General features: G+C 35.0%; 18 protein-coding genes and 1 other annotated feature. Of the genes, 16 read left to right on the forward strand and 2 right to left on the reverse strand.

Annotated elements, in window-relative coordinates; all coding sequences use genetic code 11:
• Positions 1-55 precede the first annotated feature (55 nt).
• The 4 genes from BC6307_RS04445 to BC6307_RS04460 all read left to right on the forward strand — a co-directional run bounded on the left by BC6307_RS04445 (position 56) and on the right by BC6307_RS04460 (position 2,908).
• Positions 56-793 carry an alpha/beta fold hydrolase gene (locus BC6307_RS04445; RefSeq protein WP_066416674.1) on the forward strand — a complete coding sequence of 246 codons (738 nt, stop codon included), beginning with the start codon at positions 56-58 and terminating at the stop codon, positions 791-793.
• A gap of 105 nt (positions 794-898) precedes the next feature.
• Positions 899-1,672, forward strand: a complete 774-nt coding sequence (locus BC6307_RS04450; RefSeq protein ID WP_066416673.1) for a Rossmann-fold NAD(P)-binding domain-containing protein — start codon at positions 899-901, stop codon at positions 1,670-1,672.
• A gap of 79 nt (positions 1,673-1,751) precedes the next feature.
• Positions 1,752-2,708, forward strand: a complete 957-nt coding sequence (locus BC6307_RS04455; protein ID WP_066416669.1) for a BMP family ABC transporter substrate-binding protein — start codon at positions 1,752-1,754, stop codon at positions 2,706-2,708.
• Between the two features lie 11 nt (positions 2,709-2,719).
• Positions 2,720-2,908, forward strand: coding sequence for a ComZ family protein (locus tag BC6307_RS04460; RefSeq protein WP_066416667.1), 189 nt, complete (start codon positions 2,720-2,722; stop codon positions 2,906-2,908).
• Positions 2,909-2,923: 15 nt separating this feature from the next.
• Here the strand turns inward: BC6307_RS04460 and BC6307_RS04465 are convergent, their stop codons facing one another.
• Positions 2,924-3,178 carry a hypothetical protein gene (locus BC6307_RS04465; protein WP_066416664.1) on the reverse strand — a complete coding sequence of 85 codons (255 nt, stop codon included), beginning with the start codon at positions 3,176-3,178 and terminating at the stop codon, positions 2,924-2,926.
• Between the two features lie 271 nt (positions 3,179-3,449).
• Between BC6307_RS04465 and BC6307_RS04470 the strand changes: the two genes are divergently transcribed.
• The 10 genes from BC6307_RS04470 (at position 3,450) to BC6307_RS04515 (ending at position 14,550) form a co-directional block, all read left to right on the forward strand.
• A complete protein-coding gene (locus BC6307_RS04470) occupies positions 3,450-4,382 on the forward strand; it encodes a beta-ketoacyl-ACP synthase III (RefSeq protein WP_066416663.1) in 933 nt (310 codons plus the stop codon).
• 33 nt (positions 4,383-4,415) lie between these two features.
• Entirely contained in the window at positions 4,416-5,651 is a 1,236-nt protein-coding gene (gene fabF, locus BC6307_RS04475; RefSeq protein ID WP_066416662.1) for a beta-ketoacyl-ACP synthase II, read from the forward strand.
• A gap of 178 nt (positions 5,652-5,829) precedes the next feature.
• Positions 5,830-6,621, forward strand: coding sequence for a DUF2268 domain-containing putative Zn-dependent protease (locus BC6307_RS04480; protein WP_066416661.1), 792 nt, complete (start codon positions 5,830-5,832; stop codon positions 6,619-6,621).
• A gap of 399 nt (positions 6,622-7,020) precedes the next feature.
• Positions 7,021-8,004, forward strand: coding sequence for an ABC transporter ATP-binding protein (locus tag BC6307_RS04485; protein WP_066416660.1), 984 nt, complete (start codon positions 7,021-7,023; stop codon positions 8,002-8,004).
• Positions 8,001-9,035, forward strand: coding sequence for an ABC transporter ATP-binding protein (locus BC6307_RS04490; protein ID WP_066416659.1), 1,035 nt, complete (start codon positions 8,001-8,003; stop codon positions 9,033-9,035). Before BC6307_RS04485 ends, BC6307_RS04490 begins: the two co-directional genes overlap by 4 nt.
• 95 nt (positions 9,036-9,130) lie before the next feature.
• Positions 9,131-10,819 (forward strand): peptide-binding protein, encoded by a 1,689-nt coding sequence (locus BC6307_RS04495; RefSeq protein WP_066416650.1) that lies wholly within the window; start codon positions 9,131-9,133, stop codon positions 10,817-10,819.
• Positions 10,820-11,007: 188 nt separating this feature from the next.
• The gene (locus BC6307_RS04500; protein ID WP_066416648.1) at positions 11,008-11,958 is read left to right on the forward strand and encodes an ABC transporter permease; all 951 of its coding nucleotides are present in this window, start codon (positions 11,008-11,010) and stop codon (positions 11,956-11,958) included.
• A 14-nt stretch (positions 11,959-11,972) separates the two neighbouring features.
• Complete coding sequence (gene opp4C / locus BC6307_RS04505; protein WP_066416646.1) at positions 11,973-12,887, forward strand: oligopeptide ABC transporter permease; 915 nt, start codon at positions 11,973-11,975, stop codon at positions 12,885-12,887.
• Between the two features lie 610 nt (positions 12,888-13,497).
• Positions 13,498-13,713 (forward strand): YuzI family membrane protein, encoded by a 216-nt coding sequence (locus BC6307_RS04510; RefSeq protein WP_174522375.1) that lies wholly within the window; start codon positions 13,498-13,500, stop codon positions 13,711-13,713.
• Positions 13,714-13,806: 93 nt separating this feature from the next.
• The gene (locus BC6307_RS04515; protein WP_066416645.1) at positions 13,807-14,550 is read left to right on the forward strand and encodes a YjbA family protein; all 744 of its coding nucleotides are present in this window, start codon (positions 13,807-13,809) and stop codon (positions 14,548-14,550) included.
• Positions 14,551-14,605: 55 nt separating this feature from the next.
• On the opposite strand, the gene trpS is transcribed toward BC6307_RS04515, so the two are convergent.
• Positions 14,606-15,592 (reverse strand): tryptophan--tRNA ligase, encoded by a 987-nt coding sequence (gene trpS / locus BC6307_RS04520; RefSeq protein ID WP_066416642.1) that lies wholly within the window; start codon positions 15,590-15,592, stop codon positions 14,606-14,608.
• Between the two features lie 58 nt (positions 15,593-15,650).
• Positions 15,651-15,832 (reverse strand) — a binding site (T-box leader).
• Between the two features lie 139 nt (positions 15,833-15,971).
• On the opposite strand from trpS, the gene BC6307_RS04525 reads away from it, so the two are divergent.
• The gene (locus BC6307_RS04525) at positions 15,972-18,317 is read left to right on the forward strand and encodes a helix-turn-helix domain-containing protein (protein WP_066416640.1); all 2,346 of its coding nucleotides are present in this window, start codon (positions 15,972-15,974) and stop codon (positions 18,315-18,317) included.
• Positions 18,318-18,577: 260 nt separating this feature from the next.
• Complete coding sequence (locus BC6307_RS04530; RefSeq protein ID WP_066416638.1) at positions 18,578-19,981, forward strand: MFS transporter; 1,404 nt, start codon at positions 18,578-18,580, stop codon at positions 19,979-19,981.
• The last annotated feature ends 49 nt before the right edge of the window (positions 19,982-20,030 follow it).

Genomic DNA, 20,030 nt, shown 5'->3' on the forward strand with positions numbered 1-20,030 from the left:
ATTTTTTTTATCATAACATACAGTATACAAGTATGGAGCTGGAGGCACGATGGTCATGAATAAAGATTTTAGGATTTTTTACATGGGTGGGCAATGGAATATCGTACATGTACCGGAAAAGCCTAACGGTTTTGGAGTTCTCATTCTTGGAGATACGAACCACTTCGTAGATGAAGAAAAAAGCTTATGGATACAGCATTTAGGCCGAAGGAGAATAATCTCTCAGTTATTAGAAGAAGGGTACACTATTTTTTATTCCAATTTGTACGGTACAAATTGGGGGAGTAAAAAAGCAAAAGATTTTGTAAAACAGCTGTACCATATTGTCCTTAAACAAGAAATATTGAATGATAAAATTCATATTTTAGTAGAAGGAATGGGTGGTTTAATAGCTTTGCAATTAATGGAGGAAATGCCTCATCAATTAAGATCGGTTGCAATGATTAACCCATGCTTAGATTTACAGAATCATTTAGAACAGGAAAAGGAACGAAGGTTTTTCTTTAAAAAGTTGAGACGAGAAATAGCAGAAGCATATAACTTTCCGATAGAACAAATGGATAATGAACTAAAATTACTAAAAATGGAACAATTTAAAACGACTATTCCAGTTAAAATATGGCAAACGACAACGGGGTTCATTTATGACCCAAATCGTCATTGCAAAAAATTTGAAGAACTTAGAAAAAAAGAGCAAAGTCCAATCCAACTTACCTTTCATTTAGTTGAAAAACGATATAGTTACGGATATTCCATTTGTCAATTTTTCCGTAAGTATGAACATAGGCTATAAAGTCCCTACTTCGAATTCTCGATGATAGGGACTATTATTATGTTTTTGCATACGATACTGTATAAGATGTTTGAGAGAAGTTATTAAAGAGGTGGTGTGGAAAATATGAGTAGTGCAATAGTTGTTGGTGCTACTAGCTTTATAGGTTTTCAATTATGCCAAACATTAATCTCAAAGGAATTTGATGTTTTAGCGGTTGATCCAATAATAAAACGGACGGAATCAGAAGAAGAAAAATTGATGGAAATTGGTAGGAATGCTTTTTTTCAATATGCACTGATGCAAGATTTACAATCGAATGTAGATAAAGAAGAATATGATGTTTTATTTATTTGTGCGGAAAAAGAGTGGACAGAAGAGGAAGTAGAACAAATTAATCAGCTATCAAACTGTGTGCAAAAAGTCATTGTAACTTGTTCTGCATTACAACATAATAATAGGAACTTAACTAATTCGAATGATAAATATATTACAGTAATTACTCCAGAACTTTTTGGACCGTGGGATTCAGAATCTTCCCCTATTCAACAGGCTATTTTTCAACGGATAGAACGTAACGATGAACAACAACAAGAACTACAAATTAAAAGAAAAGATTATCTTTATATAGAAAATTTATGTGAAGCGTTAGTTGCCTTGTGGGAAGAAAAGGTAACAGAGACCACATTATTTGCAACTAATCCAGAAAAAAATTCTTGGGAAATAATTAGTAAAGAGCTTAATATCCCAGTCAAAGAAGTAGATGTCTGGATAAACGAGAACGACAAAATAATTTGGGATTTTATTTCGTATAAACCAACTATTACAGTAGAAGAAGGACTACATTTACAGAAAAGATTCGTCATGATAAAATTACGAAGTAAAAGGATTATAGAATAATAATATTTATGCACCATGTTGATGCAATCTATTCGGTAAAAATCCAACTAAAACTCACTTTTAGGATGGTGCTTTTTTTATGAAAATAAGAACTATTTCATTCTTATTCTTTCTTGTCCTTTTTTTAGCAGGATGTGGACAAGTTGAACAATCAGAAAAATTACATAAGGTAGGCTTATTAGTTCCAGATACCATTCATGATCAAGTATGGGGGACAAAAGGGTACAAGGGATTGTTAAAAATTCAATCCGAATTTAACGTAGATGTATTTTATATGGAAGGGATAGAGGAATCAGCTTCTATAAAAAGTGCAGTAAAGGAATATGATGAAAAAGGAATTAATCTTATATTCGGTCACGGCAATCAATATGCACAAGTGTTTAATGAAATAGCGAAAGATTACCCACATATTCATTTTGTATGCTTTAATGCAGCAGTATATGGTGAAAATGTAACGTCCTTAAATTTTAATGCTAATGCAATGGGCTTTTTTGCCGGGATGGTAGCTAGTCATATGACAGAAACGAATAATATCGGTGTGCTTGCTGCGTTTGAATGGCAGCCAGAGGTAGACGGGTATTTCGAAGGTGCTTATTTTGAAAATCCAGATATAAAAGTTCATATCGAATTCACTCAAAATTGGGACGACCCAGAATTAGCGGTAATGTTGCTTAATGAAATGTTAGAAAATGATGTTGATATTGTTTATCCAGCAGGTGATGGATATAATATTCCTGTAATTAATACGTTAAAAGAAAAAGGCTTATACGCAATTGGATACGTCTCAGATCAATCAGATTTAGGAGAAAATACAGTTTTAACGAGTACTATTCAACATGTACCGGAGCTTTACGAAATAGTTGCACGACGTTTTCAAGATGGGCAGTTAACTGCCGGCTCTCTATTTTTTGATTTTGAGGACGAAGTAATATCACTAGGTGCATTTAGCCCGTTAGTGGATGAAGAGTTCCAACGATCTATTGAAAATCATATTACATTATATAAACAAACAGGTCTACTACCAAACCAACAATAGAGGTGACAACGATGGAAAAAAATATGTTGTATATGCAAATTGCCATGAAACATTTACCTGAAGCGAAACAGTTCCTTGAAGAGTCAGGGGTAGAGTTGAATCTTGAACAAATTCAACCAATGATTTCTTTACTAACGAAAGTAATGGATGAAGCATACGAACTTGGCTTACAAGAAGGTTTAGCACGTAAAGAGGACTAGAAACATTCTAGTCCTCTATTTTTTTCGTATTAAATCTAATAATGGGGATAACTCTTTTACTAAAGGTTTTAAACGGTTGACCGATTCCATAATAGAATCAACTTGTTCTAAAATGATATCGTAATTAGGTAAACTTCCTTCTTGTGTTGGTGTTTCGTTCTGTTTTGTTTCGGTCTTTGGTGCCGATGGAGGTGTTCCAAACATTAACCGTGTAAAAGGATCAACTTCTTGTTCTTGTACTTGTACCTCTTCCACTTTACTATTTTCCATATTCCATCCCCCTTTAACATACTGTACTTTTGCTTTCTACTTCTATCTTATTCCGCTACTATTAACATGTTTGGGTAAATGTCTTATATAAATAGGTTTTTTCCTTATTATTTCTATCTGGACTTCTATTACTTAATCCTATATTTACAGTTAAAACCATCAATAGCTTTAAAATAGTTATTAAATAGTTGTCAATCAACAAAAAATAATATAAAATTAGTACCAAGTCATAATAATTGATAATAAATTTTAGAGAGTTAGGTGTAGCGAAATGAATGCAGGGATAATGGGAATTGGTCGTTACGTACCTGAAAAAGTGCTAACAAATGCAGACTTAGAAAAAATGGTTGATACATCAGATGAATGGATAAAAACAAGAACAGGTATAGAAGAGCGTAGAGTTGCTGAAGACACAATGGATACATCACATATGGCAACATTAGCAGCTAAACGTGCGATTGAAAATGCTGGTATTTCCGCAGAGGAAATTGATATGATAATTGTTGCAACCGTAACTCCAGATCAGCCTTTTCCATCTGTAGGTTGCATTCTTCAAGAAAGAATAGGAGCACATCGGGCCGCAGCATTTGATGTTAGTGCAGCTTGTGCAGGCTTTATGTACGGAATAATAACAGGAAAACAGTTTATTGAAACAAATGTATATAAACATATCTTAGTAGTAGGTGTAGAAAAACTTTCAAAAATTACCGATTGGACGGATCGAAATACAGCAGTATTATTCGGAGATGGGGCAGGAGCGGTTGTGTTAGGCCCAGTTTCAGAAGGAAGAGGTATTTTATCATTTGAGTTAGGTTCAGACGGTACGGGAGCTAAACATTTGTATCAAGATGAATATATTCAAATGAATGGTAGAGAAGTATTTAAGTTTGCTGTTCGTCAAATGGGAGAATCTGCAGTTAATGTTATCGAAAAGGCTGGTTTAACAAAAGAGGACGTAGATTTCCTTATTCCTCATCAAGCAAACATTAGAATTATGGAAGCAGCAAGAGAAAGATTAAACTTACCAGTTGAAAAAATGTCGAAAACGATTCATAAATATGGAAACACTTCGGCAGCTTCCATTCCAATATCGATTGTGGAAGAATTAGAAAATGGAAAAATAAAAGATGATGATCTAGTAGTGATGGTCGGGTTTGGTGGCGGCTTAACATGGGGTGCTATTGCCATCCGTTGGGGAAGATAATCGAAAGAAAGTAACTGAAAGGGGTACTAATAAATGAAAAAGCGAGTAGTTGTAACTGGCTTAGGAGCCGTAACACCTATCGGAAATGACGCAGAAACAGCATGGCAAAATGCTATTAACGGAGTTTCGGGGGTAGGACCTTTAACGAGAGTAGATAAAGAGTTGTTTCCAGCTAAAGTAGCTGCGGAGCTCAAAGATTTTGATCCTGAAAAATTTATGGATAAAAAAGAAGCAAGAAGAATGGACAGATTTACTCAATACGCAGTTGCAGCATCATTTATGGCAGTAAAAGATGCCGATTTAACAATTGATGAGTCAAATGCTCCACGTGTAGGTGTTTGGGTAGGTTCTGGTATTGGTGGAATGGAAACGTTCGAAAATCAATATAGAACGTTTTTAGAAAAAGGTGCAAGACGTGTTAGTCCATTTTTTGTACCAATGATGATTCCAGATATGGCTACAGGACAGGTTTCGATCGCATTAGGTGCAAAAGGGGTAAACTCTTGTACAGTAACAGCATGTGCGACAGGAACAAATTGTATTGGAGATGCTTTTAAAGTAATTCAACGCGGAGATGCAGATGTTATGGTAACAGGCGGTACAGAAGCGCCGTTAACAGACATATCGTTTGCTGGATTTAGCTCTGCGAAAGCATTATCATTCAATACAGACCCTAAAACAGCAAGCAGACCGTTTGACCAAAATCGTGATGGATTTGTTATGGGAGAGGGTGCTGGAATTCTAGTACTGGAAGAGTTAGAACATGCGTTAAAGAGAGGCGCAAGAATATACGCTGAAATCGTAGGATATGGCTCTACTGGAGATGCCCATCATATTACAGCACCTGCACCAGCTGGTGAAGGTGGAGCAAGAGCAATGAAAATGGCAATAAATGATGGCGGACTAAAGCCGGAAGATATTGATTACATTAACGCTCACGGTACTAGTACGGAATATAACGATAAATACGAAACAATGGCCATTAAGGAAGTATTAGGAGACCATGCCTATAATATAGCGGTTAGTTCTACTAAATCAATGACAGGACATCTATTAGGTGCAGCTGGAGGTGTGGAGGCAATATTTTCAATCAAAGCTATTGAACAGTCCATAATTCCACCTACAATTAACCTTGAAACTCCAGATCCAGAATGTGACCTTAATTATGTTCCAAATAAAGCAATTGAAAGAGAAGTAAAAGTTGCCTTAAGTAACTCATTAGGTTTCGGAGGACATAACGCAACGATAATATTTAAGAAATACGAATAATACTACACCCAAAAGTTAGATTTATAATCTTACTTTTGGGTGTTTTTTTAACACTGGAATAGAACTATTTCCAACAAGGGACTTTGTAAATATCGCTTATAAGCTAATACTTAGTCCTTTCACCCATTTGAACTCTTCTACATAAAATGTTGAAAACATATGTAAAGGGATGTATAAAATGCCGATTATACAAACCGATAAATGGCTACAACAAGATTATTTTGAACCGTTAAAACTTTGTAAAAGACTTTTATTATTTTTTGAAGATGTTACAGATAAGGAATTGTATGATTATTTGCGTAGTCATGGTATGTATTGCCCTGTTAGAGGTGGACTTGAGACAATAGATAGTCTTAAAGAAAAAGATGTGTGGGGTATTGTTCAGGAAGCATACAAAGAATTAAAGAAAAAATGGAATGGTCCTACTATTCCAGTGTTTATCTTTCCGTCTGATGTATATAACAGAGAAATTCAAAAAGATTTTAACGGGAAATCAGGTGTTGCTTTTAAAGATAAGTTGTTTTTATTTTTACCTGAGCATATAAATAAAAACGAATTAAAAGCACTATTAACTCACGAATATAACCACATTTGTGTGTTAAGAAGAGAAAAAAAGAAAGAGGATGAATATACTTTTTTTGATTCGATTTTAATAGAGGGTTTAGCAGAAAGTGCTGTGAAAGACCAACTAGGTGAAGCCTATGTTTCGAAATGGACCAACTATTACAATAACGAAACATGCAATAAATACTATTTACAATTTGTTGTACCGAATCTACATGTGAAAAACTATGAAAAAGAACATATGAATCTATTATATGGAAAACGCGGGTATCCCAAAATGTTAGGATACTGTATAGGTTATTATTTAATTCAAAATACGTTAAAAACAAGCAAACTTCCCTACCAAAAATTACTATCTTTACAGTTAGATGATTTGAAAAAAATAATAAAACGATACAATCCTTGAAAGAATAGTAAAAAAAGTCGAATTATTTAAAAAAACTAGCGAAAATGCTAGTTTTTTTTCATATTTTTTAATATAATCAATAAATGTTAAAGATTTGCCCAAATGGAAATTTAATAAATTTTTAGTTTTTTTAAAAATTCCACTTGAATTTGTAAAGTTTTTGTAATATTATACATACATGTGATAGCTATTTTCAAACAATTTAGTAAATAGGACATAGTTAGTTTATTAAAATAATGTTACAAAACAACTTCATTAGTTACTGTATCCAATAAATAGATTTATATTTTTGTAATATTTGTGTAATAAGTATTTAAAATATTTATAACAATAAAAAAGATATGGTAAAGAACACCTTTTAGACGTAGCAACGAAAGAGTAAAGGATGGTGACTGCTTTATGTCAGCTTTATTAGAAGTGAGGAATTTACAAACTCACTTTTTCAGAAAAAAAGAATCGGTGCCTGCTGTTGATGGTGTGGATATCACGATCAAAAAGGGTGAAACGGTTGCACTAGTAGGGGAATCTGGATCTGGTAAATCGATTACTTCACTTTCTATAATGGGCTTAGTACCAAGTCCAGGAGGAAAAATCGTTGGTGGAGAAGTAGTGTTTGAGGGTAAAGACTTAACAAAATTAACTGAAAATGAACTTTGTAAAGTTCGTGGTAACGATATATCAATGATTTTCCAAGAACCAATGACTTCACTCAATCCAGTACTAACAATTGGTGAACAAATTACAGAGGTATTAACTCTTCACCAAAAGCTTTCAAAAAGAGAGGCTATAAAAAAAGCAATTGAAATGCTAGAACTTGTTGGTTTCTCACGGGCTGCAGAAATAATAAATGATTACCCACATCGTTTATCCGGTGGAATGAGACAAAGGGTAATGATAGCAATTGCAATGAGCTGTAATCCGAAGCTTTTAATCGCAGATGAGCCTACAACAGCTTTAGATGTAACAATACAAGCCCAAATACTAGATTTAATGAAGGACTTAAGTCATAAATTTGATACTTCTATTCTATTAATCACGCATGATTTAGGAGTAGTATCCGAAGTTGCTGATCGTGTAGTAGTTATGTACTGTGGGCAAGTAGTAGAAGAAGCTTCTGTAGAGGACTTATTCGAAGACGCATTACATCCTTACACTCAAGGCTTAATAAATTCAATCCCTAATATTGAAGATGAAATATCAAGATTAGAGTCCATTAAGGGGAATGTACCACCACCAACAAATTTACCGCAAGGTTGTCGTTTTGCTCCTCGTTGTCCGAAAGCATTTGACCGTTGCTTTAGCGAGATACCAGATCTTCTAAACGAAGATGGGAACCGTTCGGTAAGGTGCTTCTTATATGATGGGGAGGAGGCAGTACAATGACAGCAACAGATACAAAGAACAACGAGATTAATAATATTGTAACAGAAAGTAACCCAGATTATTTGCTAGAAGTAAGAGGGTTGAAAAAGTATTTCCCGATAAAAGCTGGCTTATTACAAAGAAATGTTGGTAATGTTAAGGCAGTTGATGACATAAACTTATTTGTGAAAAAGGGTGAAACGCTTGGTCTAGTTGGAGAGTCTGGTTGTGGAAAGTCTACAACAGGAAGAACAATAATTAGGCTTTATGAACCAACGGCAGGAAACATCTTCTTTAAAGGAAGAGATATTGCGCAAATGAGTGAAGGTGAACTTCGCGCAACCGTTCGCCGTGATATACAAATGGTTTTCCAAGATCCCTTTGCAACGTTAAATCCTAGAAAAACATTAAGGGCTATTCTGAAAGAACCATACAACACTCATAAATTGTTTACACCTAAAGAACGAGATGAAAAGGTTGAAAACCTACTAGAAACAGTTGGTTTAGACCCATCATATATTAGTCGTTATCCCCATGAATTTTCTGGAGGGCAACGTCAACGTATTGGTATTGCTAGAGCACTTGCATTAAATCCGGATTTAATTATTGCGGATGAAGCTGTATCTGCACTAGACGTATCGATACAAGCTCAAATTATTAACTTAATGCAAGACCTACAAAGAGAAATGGGAATGGCATACATATTCATTTCTCATGACTTAAGTGTTGTACGACACATAAGCGACCGTGTAGGGGTAATGTATTTAGGTAAAATGATGGAGTTGGCTAACAAGCATGATTTATATAATGATCCACTTCATCCTTACACACAAGCGTTACTTTCTGCGGTACCAACTCTGCGTAGAAAAGGTCAAACAGTAAAAAGAGAACGAATTGTGTTGAAAGGTGAGTTACCAAGTCCGGCAAACCCTCCAAAAGGATGTGTGTTCCACACTAGATGTCCGGCTGCGATGGATGCTTGTAGAGAAATTATGCCGCAATTTAAAGAAGTTAAACCTGATCATTTTGTTGCTTGTCACCTATATGAATAATAGGTGATAAGCAACGATGATATAAATTGAAAACGGAAGGTAATATTTTACCGAACATTTTCAGAACATTAAAAATTTAAAGGGGGAAACACAAGATGAAGCTAAAACAAAAGTCTTTATTATTCATCGTACTAGCATTAGTACTATCAATGTTTTTAGCGGCTTGTAGTGGTAGCACTGGTGGAAACGAAAACAACAACACCAACAACACTGACAACGCTACTAACAACACTGGCAATGATCCAGAAGATGAGGAAGAAGAAGTAGACAGCAATGAGCCTGTTTATGGAGGAGACCTAATCTTAGGTTCTACAGGTAGCCCGACATTATTTAACGGTTACTATTCTTCTGACACTGCAAGTTCTGCAATTGAAGGATTTATCTTTGATTCTCTAATTGGAAGTGACACTTCTTTTGAAACTACACTTTCTATGGCGGCAAGCTGGGATCAATCTGATGATTATATGGTTAACACTTTCGTATTAAAAGATGGCTTAAAATTCCATGATGGAGAGCCTCTAACTGCGGAAGACGTAGTATTCTCTTTAAGCATTCCTTTACATGAAGATTATGATGGTCCTCGTAAAGGTTACTTCGAGAAAATCGAATCAATCGAAGCTACTGATGAGAAAACAATCGTTATTACTTTAAGTGATATCGACCCATCTATTCACGTAGCATTTGGATTCCCAATCTTACCTAAACATATTTTAGGTGACGTTCCAGTTGCTGACTTAGGTGAGCATGAGTTTAACACGAAAAATCCAATCGGTTCTGGTCCTTTCGTATTTGACGAGTGGGCAGATGGACAATATGTACGCGTTAAAGCTTTCGAAGACTACCATGAAGGTCGTCCTTACTTAGATACAATCACTTACAAAATCGTTCCTGATGCTGATGCTTTATTAACGCAATTAGCTACAGGTGACGTACATTATTACACAGTTCCTGCATCTGACTACCACACTGTTTTAGAGTGGGAAGAAGCTGGAGATCTTAAAATCGAATCTGGTTTAGCATTATCTTACACTTTCTTAGGTTACAACTTACGTAACGACTTATTCAAAGAAAAAGAAGTACGTCAAGCATTAACTCACGCTATCGACCGTGAAGCAATCGTTGCTTCTATCATGGCTGGTGACGGTGAAGTTGCTCACGTACCTGAGTCTCCATTAAGCTGGGCTTATGACGAGAACGTTCCTAAATTTGACTACGATGTAGACAAAGCAAAACAAATGTTAGAAGAAGCTGGTTGGACTCCAGGTGCTGACGGCATCCTTGAGAAAGACGGAGTTAAATTCTCTTTCAGCTTAAAAACGAACCAAGGTAACAAAATCCGTGAAGATATCGCGGTTGTAGTTCAAGAGCAATTCGCTCAAATCGGTATTGAAGTAAAACCTGAAATTATGGAATGGTCTGCATTCTTAGCTGATGTTAACCCACCAGCTTGGAACTTCGATGCAATCATCTTAGGATGGGCATTATCTACAGATCCAGATCCAAGTGGTATTTTCCACTCTAAAGAAATTGAAGAAGGCTTAAACTTCGTTGCATACTCTAACCCAGAGGCTGACGAGTTAATGGATCTAAACATGTCTACTATGGACCGTGATGAGCGTGCGGATTATATTAAGCAAGCTAATGCATTGATCGCTGAAGATCAACCATATACTTTCTTATACTATCCAAACGCACACCGTGCAATGCCTGTAAACTTAGAAGGCTTTGAGTTCCATGCGCGTTTAGAGTACTACAACATCCACAAATGGTGGTTAAAACAATAATAACTAATAACTAAAATATAGTTATATAGGAAATAGGGGAAGGGGTTGTCCCTTTCCCTTTTTTCTTCAAATTTGTACAAAATTTGTCGAATGTAAGTTGAATTTGAAAGCAATGCTGTTCACATTACAGTATTAATATAAGCTAAAAATAGCCCGCATAAAGTTTAGACAGAAAAGGAGAATCAGCTATGATCTCATATATTATTCGCCGTTGTTTAATGGCAATTCCGTTATTGTTTGGGATTACTATTCTGTCATTTGCGATCATCAAAATGGCTCCAGGTGGACCATCTTCCTTAATGTTAGACCCTAACATTAGTAAAGGTGATTTAGCAGCATTTGAAGAAAAGTACGGTTTAAATGACCCAGTTCATGTTCAATATTTAAAATGGGTTGGTAATATGGTTCAGGGTGATTTTGGGAACTCTTTAATTCGTCGTGGTGTACCTGTAAGTGAAATGATCATGAACCGTTTACCAAACACATTATTACTAATGGTAGTTTCCACAGTTTTGGCATTAATTATATCGATACCATTCGGTATTATTTCGGCCAGGAAGCAATACACTTTAACTGATTACACCGTAACAGTGACATCATTTTTAGGACTAGCAACTCCGAACTTTTGGATCGGTTTAATGATGATTATGCTATTTTCTGTTCAGCTCGGATGGATGCCTACTGGTGGAGTCGCTACATTAAATGCACCTTTTAGTATTTGGGACAGAATACATCACTTAATCATGCCTGCATTAGTTTTAGCTACAGCTGATATGGCTGGTTTAACACGTTATACAAGATCTAGTATGCTTGAAGTTTTAAGGCAAGATTATATGCGTACAGCAAGAGCGAAAGGATTAAAAGAAAACAAAGTAGTGTATAAACATGGATTACGTAACGGTTTAATTCCGATTATTACAATCTTCGGTTTAATGCTTCCTTCTTTTATTGGCGGATCTGTTGTTGTAGAACGTATTTTTGCATGGCCAGGAATCGGAATGTTATTTATCGATTCAGCATTCCAACGTGATTATCCTGTAATAATGGGACTTACGGTTATTTCTGCAGTACTTGTTGTAATTGGAAACTTAATCGCTGATATACTTTACGCTGTATTTGATCCGCGTATTGAATACTAAAAGGGGGAGCATCGATGCAAACACAACCATCTACACAACCTAATTCCAATTTATCGTTAGACCCCAAGAAAAATAAACAGGATACGTTACTGAAAATTACTGTTAGAAAGTTTTTCAACAATAAGCTAGCAGTTGTTGGGGCAATAATTTTAATGATTATTATGGGGCTAGCACTTTTTGCACCATTAGTTACACAATTCCCTTATCAACAGCAAAACTTACTTAATCGATTACAGGCTCCAAACGCAGAACATTGGTTAGGAACAGATCGATATGGTCGTGACGTATTTGCTAGAATTTTATACGGAGCTAGAGTCTCCTTAATGGTAGGTTTCGCTTCCGTTGCAGGGGCAATTACGATTGGTACGGTTATTGGAGCAGTTGCAGGATATTTCGGTGGAAAAATAGATGCGTTTTTAATGCGTGTCGTTGACGTAGTAATTTCAATCCCGAACATATTCTTATTAATTACGTTAGTAACAATCTTTGAGCCAGGATTAGATAAGTTAATTATCATTTTTGCGCTTACTGGTTGGACTGGAACAGCACGTCTAGTTCGTGGAGAGTTTCTATCCCTTCGTACTCGTGAATTCGTATTAGCTGCAAAAACAATAGGAACAAGAAGCTATGTAATTATATTCTCGCATATTTTACCAAATGCTTTAGGACCAATTATAGTAGCAGCAACGTTATCGGTAGGAGGAGTAATTTTAGCAGAATCTACATTAAGTTATTTAGGTCTTGGAATTCAACCACCTACACCAAGTTGGGGTAATATGTTACAAGATGCTCAAAACTTTACGATTATGTTAAAGCATCCATGGTATCCTTTATTCCCAGGTCTAATGATTTTATTTACAGTACTAGCGTTTAACTTTATAGGAGACGGTCTACGTGACGCGTTAGATCCAAAAACTTTAGAAAAGTAGAAAAGTCAAGATGCCAATCTTGGCTTTTCTACTTTTTTATATTTAGAAAGAATATAAAATGAGACAACTTTAGGATATACATATATTTCTCGTACTTGTTTTAAACTTCCGGAAAATTTCCCCTTTCGAAGTTTAGAAATGTAGTGCAAAAATCAAGCTCAAACCCTAAATTATTCCCAAGATAGACACCTATGAAAGTGAAAATGTGCAACGTTGCGAATGAAAATAGTTTTTCAGTTTTTGAACGGTTTTAAGGTTAAAGGTTTGTACTTAAGGTTTAGAATCGTGAGTGGAACGCAGCGGAAGACACTGGACTCCAGCGGGAAGAAGAGGAATCGGGAGACCCCGCAGGCGCTTGCGCCAAGGAGGCTTCCGTTTCTCCCCGCGGAAAGCAAGTGTCTGTAGCGAAGTGAAACGGACTAACTTAAAAACAGTAAAAATTTCCAAGGTTGACCTACTGAAAAGCGCCTCCAACTCAACTTACTTACAAGATTACGTGCCTATTTCTCCTTATTTTTATCATTTTTTTCACAACCTCTCATAGAATATAGTAAATAAAGAGTAGGACAAGGAGGAACGAGTATGATAACGAAGATTGTTAGTGATAGAGATGATTAGAGCATTTATATTTTTAGTAGGTTTTGGCTCAGCCGTTGCTGGAGGCATAAGTACACTTGCCTATTTAAACTTATTTGTAAACGGAGTAGATTTAAAAGGCTACCTTTTATTCATATTAAAACGACCAGAATGTTACCTCTTACCGATAGGTCTACTAATTGTTGCTTCAAGTATTTACACCCCTGATGGAAAAAAATCCTCTAATTAAACTTCCATGAATATATAGATTATGGAATAAATTTGAACTTGTCTGCCTATACTTATGGATAATAACGAGTAGAAATAAAGTGAGGGGTTAGTCATGTTATATCTCCATGATGTTTGGGTGAATTGGTTTGAAGGTGAAGAGAATGGCTATAATGTTTGTCATTTTCATGAATGGAGAAAAGAAGACAGCGTAGAGTTACTAGATCAAGTTCCATTACTTTTTGTAGAAAGTGTTTTATTCCATTATATCGAAAATGATTTACAAGAGCTTCCTGCGAAATTACTAGAAGACGTTTTTCAGAAGAGCTACATTAGGAAAAATCATGAACGGATTCAGCAAGACTATTGTTTTATCGTTACAGATGGACAAGGTATATTAGCAGTAGATACGATCGGCTATAACATACCGATACGAAAAAGCAGATTAATACCAAGACAAGAACAACTAGTTTACGATATGGTAGAAAACCATGAAGTAGAAAAGTACGATTTCAACGGTGTAAATAATAAAGAATATCACATTCTGTCGCCTTCACCAGATATGATGAAAGGATTGACTAGAAAAGAAAGACAATTGAAACAATTGTTATTTATGGCATTAGATCAATTAAAAACTACGAAAAATACAGCAGAAATAAGATATTGGTATACAGAATGGAATCCAGTGTCATACGAAATGATTCAATGTATGGATTTTCATGAAGTATGGGAACAGCTATATTCGGAATTAAAAAGTGGTTGGACAGAGAAACACGAAGAGCTGTGCGAACATATTATAAAAGGACAACCATTCTTTGAAAAATTGTGGGACATGGAACAACAGCCAAAAGTAAACTAAAAATAAGAGCGATGCCAAAATTGCATCGCTCTATTTTGCTTTAATAGAATATATATTATCTTTTTCTTCCTAGTCCCATCGCTTTTTCTACTTTTTTAATCATCTTGAAGGCTACTTTATTTGCCTTTTCAGCGCCTGCATCTAAAATTTGATCTAACTCGTCGGAGTTTATTAGCTCGTTATATCTTTCTTGAATTGGTGCCAATGCGTCTACTACAACGTTAGCTAGATCTTGTTTGAAATCACCGTACCCTTTTCCTTCATACTTTTGCTCTAATTCTTCAATTGTTACGTTAGCTAAAATAGAGTAAATGGATAGTAAATTAGATACACCAGGTTTATTTTCTTTATCGTATTTTACAATGCCTTCACTATCGGTTACAGCACTTTTAATTTTCTTAATAATTTGCTTTGGTTCATCTAACAAGGTGATGAACGATTTTTGATTTGGATCTGACTTACTCATCTTTTTAGTTGGCTCTTGTAACGACATAATTCTAGCTCCAACTTTAGGGATTTTTACTTCTGGTATTGTGAACACTTCTCGATATTTTTTATTAAATCGCTCCGCTAAATCTCGTGTAATCTCTAAATGTTGTTTTTGGTCCTCGCCAACTGGGACAACATCTGTATTATATAGAAGAATATCAGCAGCCATTAATGGAGGATATGTTAATAATCCAGCTGAAACTGCTTCACTACCTTGTGACTTATCTTTAAATTGAGTCATTCGTTCCAGTTCACCAATGTACGCAACACATTGCATAATCCAGCCAAGTTGGGCATGTGCTGGTACTTCTGATTGAATGAACAGTGTTGCGCGTTCAGGGTCTAGTCCTATTGCTACGTATAGAGCTGCTAAGCTTTTAATACTTTTTCTTAACTGTTGAGGATCTTGATGAACGGTAATCGCATGCTGGTCAACGATACAGAAATAGCAGTTATAATCATCTTGTAATTCCACAAACTGCTTCATAGCTCCAATATAATTTCCTAACGTAACGTTACCACTCGGTTGAATCCCAGAGAATATAGTTTTCATAGTAAAAACACTCCTTATAAAAATTAATACAAATACAAAAAGGCCCATTCATCCCTAAAAAAGGGACGAATGAACCGCGGTGCCACCCTTGTTATCTTACAGACAATGCCGCAAGATCACTTTAATCGTTAAATAGCTCGAAAGTCCAATTCCGTTTTACCTTGATGCTTGTTCTCACCAACCACAAGCTCTCTAAAAATCAGTGGATAAACCGTACTACGCCTTTTTCATTGCTAGGTTATTTAATTTTTTTATGTTATTTTTATATATTATAAATAGTCTTAAAAGGAAATGCAAGGGAGAAAGTAATATAATTCCTTTAATTGTTAACGGAAAAAGGTTTAAGGTTGAAAAAACAAAAAATAAGTGAGGAAACAAAATGTTTCAAGAAACTGATTATTCAATAAGCTTACAAGAATTTCAATTATTAAATCCGAAGTTAAACCAAGGTCTCCAAATTATGATGCTAATAAACGGGGAACTAACAGTCGAAACTAATAGCCGTTTCTATACGTTAGAAGAAAAAGATTTATTAGTTATTAATCAAAATCAACTTTATCAAATTGAGAGTAATAATAAAAATAAAGTGGTAGTTGTTACTCTATCAAACGAATATATGGATAAATACTACCCAGCCTATAAAGATTATCGCTTTGAATGCTTTTCTAAAGAAATTGATATGGGTCGCGTACATTTAGTTAAGTCTATAAGAAAGTTGCTTGCGGAGATGTTAATTTCTAATTATCGAAGAGATGAAAGCTATAAGGTTGAAATGCAGTCCTATTTAAGTAAAATATTATTAATTTTAATACGTGGCTTTAAACAAAAAGCGCTAAGCACGGAAAAACATAATTTAGATAATCCACGTATTACACAAGTCATTACATATATAGAAGAAAACTTTAGAGAAGCAATTACACTAGAAGATACGGCTAAGAAATTTTATATTTCAGCGAGTTATTTATCGCGTTACTTTAAGCAAGAAATGGATATTGGTTTTAATCGCTATTTAACGAAAATAAGACTTAATCATGCAGTGAAGGATTTGCTGTATACGTCGCATCCTATTGGACAGATTGCTATTGATAATGGTTTTCCAAGTGCTAAATCTTTTACGACTTTATTTAAAGAAACATATAATGACACACCAAAAATTTATCGAGAAAAACATCAAAAAAGTGTAACGGATGTTGTAAAAATTCATAGTCATGAAGATACGTTAGAACTAAAGCAATCAAGGGATATTTTGAAAAAGCTGCAAATCTTCCTTAATGAGGACGTCATAGATTCTTTTGAAAATACAGAGTGGCGTTCAGAGGAATTAATCATTGATGTTTCACTATACAAAAACCAAAAGGAAGAAATTGTGACTCCTAACCATAGTCTATCTATTGGGGAATTAAAAGAAGTATTAAGAGAAGACGTCAGATCCCAATTGTTAATGACAAAAAAATATTTAGGATTAGACTATGTATCTGTTAGCAGACTAATTTATGGTTCAACGATAACACCTGCGGTAGAAACAGACGAAGATGTTGCAACAACTTCTCCTTATTATAATGCTGATTTTGCACTAGCCTTCCTACAAAAACATGGAATCTCCTTATTTATAAGTGTAGATTATCAAGAAATAACAGAAAATGAACAGCAGTATTTTAAAGAACTAGAGGGCGTCCTAAAGCATTGTCTTAATGTAAATGGGAGATCATTTTTGCAATCTTGGAAATTTATGTTTTATGAACCTGCTACAACCGTTGTCAGTGAAGCGGAGATGAGCCGTGTTTATTTAAAGTTGTATCAAACAATAAAACGTCTCATACCTAAAACAAATGTAGGAGTGTTTTTTCCTTTTTCCTATAGGGATGAAAAAGCTAATAAAAAACATGAGTGGATATTAGAAAAGAACGTTCCAATCGATTTTTTTGGCTATGAAACGAACCAAAATGAAATAATAGATTTTGAAAACTTAGAGGATGAGAGGTTTGCGCTAGCGGAAAACTATATAATCGAAAAAACCGGTAAGTTTAAAAACTATATAAGAAAAAATCATAAAGAAAAGCCACTACACCTTGTCAGCTGGAATACGTTGACAGGTAATACTCGCTATACAAACGGTACATTTTTTCGCGGAGCGCTAGTTTTTAAAAGTGCTCTTGAGGTTGCAAAGGAAGTTGAATCAATTGGCTTTTGGATTAATACAGAACTGCATGAAAATCGAGTGAAAAACAGAGGAATTAGTATGGAAGGAATGGAGCTTTATCACTATTTTAGTGGAAAGCGCCCAGCGTTTTTTGCCCTACAATTTTTGCGGAGACTCCAAGGCGAAATAATTGTAAAAGGTAACGAATATGTCATGACGGAAAATGAATGGGGTTATCAGCTCGTATTAATGAACTATACGAATGTGAATCCTTATTATTCGACGGAAGAAACATTGTTAAAGAAGTTAAATAAAGATATTCACGTCACGATATCAAATCTTGAACCAGGTGAGTATCAAATTAGAAAACATATTTTTGATAAGGAGCACGGAGCACTTTATAATCAATGGCGAAATTTAAATAGTAAATATGGTATTGATGAAGAAGTGATTCAATATATCGTCGAAACTAGTCAACCATCCTTGGTAATCTTTGATAAGTCCTTCGACAAAGAGTGGTCGTTTTATTCCTATTTAACTTTTAACGCAATCCATTTTTTTGAAATACGTAAAATAATCACGTAAGCAGTACTATTATGAAGGAATCAATGTGTCGAGCATTGGTTCTATTTATATTGGTAAAAAAATAGCCGTCATTTTTTTACCTATTTAATTTGGTGATAAAGAAGTGGGTGTGAGTTTGTGAAAAACTGAGCAAGTAATAACTTATACGTTTTCATTATCTCTTTTAAAATAAAAGTATGTTAATAAGCTGCTTATTAAATAAAAATTCAAGTAATCATTACTCTAAGAAACAATATTCTTATTTTTAAAGGAGGATCATCATGGAAGCTACCAACTATAAAGGTACGAATAAGATGATTGCAGGTATTGTATTTGGTGTTATTACATTTTGGTTATTTGCTCAAGCGATGGTAAATATCGTACCCGCGGTCCAAGCCGATTTAGGTATTGAACTAGGGGCATTAAATATAGCGATAAGTTTAACTTCTCTCTTTTCCGGTATGTTCATTGTTGTTGCAGGTGGATTAGCTGATAGAATGGGAAGAAAGAAAATTACGTATATTGGTCTTATTTTAAGTGTAATCGGTTCATTATGTTTAGTACTTGCACAAGGGGCAACATTACTAATTATTGGTCGTATACTGCAAGGTTTATCTGCTGCCTGTATCATGCCCGCTACTATTGCTTTAATGAAAGCATATTTTGAAGGTGCTGAAAGACAACGTGCACTTAGTTTTTGGTCTATCGGTTCTTGGGGAGGTTCTGGTATTACTTCTTTTGCCGGTGGTGCAATTGCAACATATATGGGATGGAAATGGATATTCATTTTCTCTATCATTTTCGCACTTTTAGCGATGTGGCTAATTAAAGAGGTACCAGAAAGCAAAGCAAAAACAACAGGTAAATTTAAGTTCGATTTCGGTGGATTAGGGATATTTATCGTTACGATGTTAGCGATTAACATATTAATAACACAAGGTGCTGACTTAGGTTGGACAAGTTTACCAACAATATTATTAGGAGTAGCATCCGTTCTTGGAGTTATCATATTTGTTAAATACGAAGCAAAAAGGAAAAATGCTCTTATTGATTTTGAATTATTTAAAAACAAACCATATACGGGAGCAACCATTTCAAACTTTTTATTAAATGCTGTAGCAGGGACATTAATCGTTGCTAATACGTATGTACAAGTAGGTCGCGGTTTTACTGCATTTCAATCTGGTTTACTTTCTATCGGTTATTTAATAGCGGTTTTAGGTATGATTCGTGTTGGTGAAAAGATCATGCAAAATACAGGTGCCAAAAAACCGATGATTTGGGGTTCAGCTATTACGTTAGTCGGTGTTGCTTTAATGGGATTAACATTTTTACCAGGATTCCTTTACACAGCAATGGTTTTCATCGGATTTATCCTTTTCGGTTTAGGTTTAGGAATGTATGCAACTCCATCAACTGATACTGCTGTTTCGGCAGCACCAGACGATAAGGTCGGAGAAGCTTCAGGTATTTATAAAATGGCAAGTTCATTAGGTAATGCATTTGGTATTGCCATTTCTGCAACGGTTTATAGTACTGTAGCAGCAGTAAGTACAGTTCATGTATCCGCAACAGTCGGAATTATCACGAACGTTATTTTCGCAGCTGTTTCATTATTATCGATCATTATTCTTGTTCCAAACGCTTCTAGAAAAGAAAAAAGAGTAGAAAAATTAGCTGGATAGATAAGTAAAAAAAGTAGGAGGTAATCCATTTTACCTCCTACAAAGTAAT

The sequence above is a fragment of the Sutcliffiella cohnii genome (assembly GCF_002250055.1).
GTDB lineage: Bacteria > Bacillota > Bacilli > Bacillales > Bacillaceae_I > Sutcliffiella > Sutcliffiella cohnii.

Coding starts and splice junctions, on each gene's coding strand:
- BC6307_RS04445 (WP_066416674.1), top strand. CDS start 56: ATGAATAAAGATTTTAGGATTTTTTACATGGGTGGGCAATGGAATATC.
- BC6307_RS04450 (WP_066416673.1), top strand. CDS start 899: ATGAGTAGTGCAATAGTTGTTGGTGCTACTAGCTTTATAGGTTTTCAA.
- BC6307_RS04455 (WP_066416669.1), top strand. CDS start 1,752: ATGAAAATAAGAACTATTTCATTCTTATTCTTTCTTGTCCTTTTTTTA.
- BC6307_RS04460 (WP_066416667.1), top strand. CDS start 2,720: ATGGAAAAAAATATGTTGTATATGCAAATTGCCATGAAACATTTACCT.
- BC6307_RS04465 (WP_066416664.1), bottom strand. CDS start 3,178: ATGGAAAATAGTAAAGTGGAAGAGGTACAAGTACAAGAACAAGAAGTT.
- BC6307_RS04470 (WP_066416663.1), top strand. CDS start 3,450: ATGAATGCAGGGATAATGGGAATTGGTCGTTACGTACCTGAAAAAGTG.
- fabF (WP_066416662.1), top strand. CDS start 4,416: ATGAAAAAGCGAGTAGTTGTAACTGGCTTAGGAGCCGTAACACCTATC.
- BC6307_RS04480 (WP_066416661.1), top strand. CDS start 5,830: ATGCCGATTATACAAACCGATAAATGGCTACAACAAGATTATTTTGAA.
- BC6307_RS04485 (WP_066416660.1), top strand. CDS start 7,021: ATGTCAGCTTTATTAGAAGTGAGGAATTTACAAACTCACTTTTTCAGA.
- BC6307_RS04490 (WP_066416659.1), top strand. CDS start 8,001: ATGACAGCAACAGATACAAAGAACAACGAGATTAATAATATTGTAACA.
- BC6307_RS04495 (WP_066416650.1), top strand. CDS start 9,131: ATGAAGCTAAAACAAAAGTCTTTATTATTCATCGTACTAGCATTAGTA.
- BC6307_RS04500 (WP_066416648.1), top strand. CDS start 11,008: ATGATCTCATATATTATTCGCCGTTGTTTAATGGCAATTCCGTTATTG.
- opp4C (WP_066416646.1), top strand. CDS start 11,973: ATGCAAACACAACCATCTACACAACCTAATTCCAATTTATCGTTAGAC.
- BC6307_RS04510 (WP_174522375.1), top strand. CDS start 13,498: ATGATTAGAGCATTTATATTTTTAGTAGGTTTTGGCTCAGCCGTTGCT.
- BC6307_RS04515 (WP_066416645.1), top strand. CDS start 13,807: ATGTTATATCTCCATGATGTTTGGGTGAATTGGTTTGAAGGTGAAGAG.
- trpS (WP_066416642.1), bottom strand. CDS start 15,592: ATGAAAACTATATTCTCTGGGATTCAACCGAGTGGTAACGTTACGTTA.
- BC6307_RS04525 (WP_066416640.1), top strand. CDS start 15,972: ATGTTTCAAGAAACTGATTATTCAATAAGCTTACAAGAATTTCAATTA.
- BC6307_RS04530 (WP_066416638.1), top strand. CDS start 18,578: ATGGAAGCTACCAACTATAAAGGTACGAATAAGATGATTGCAGGTATT.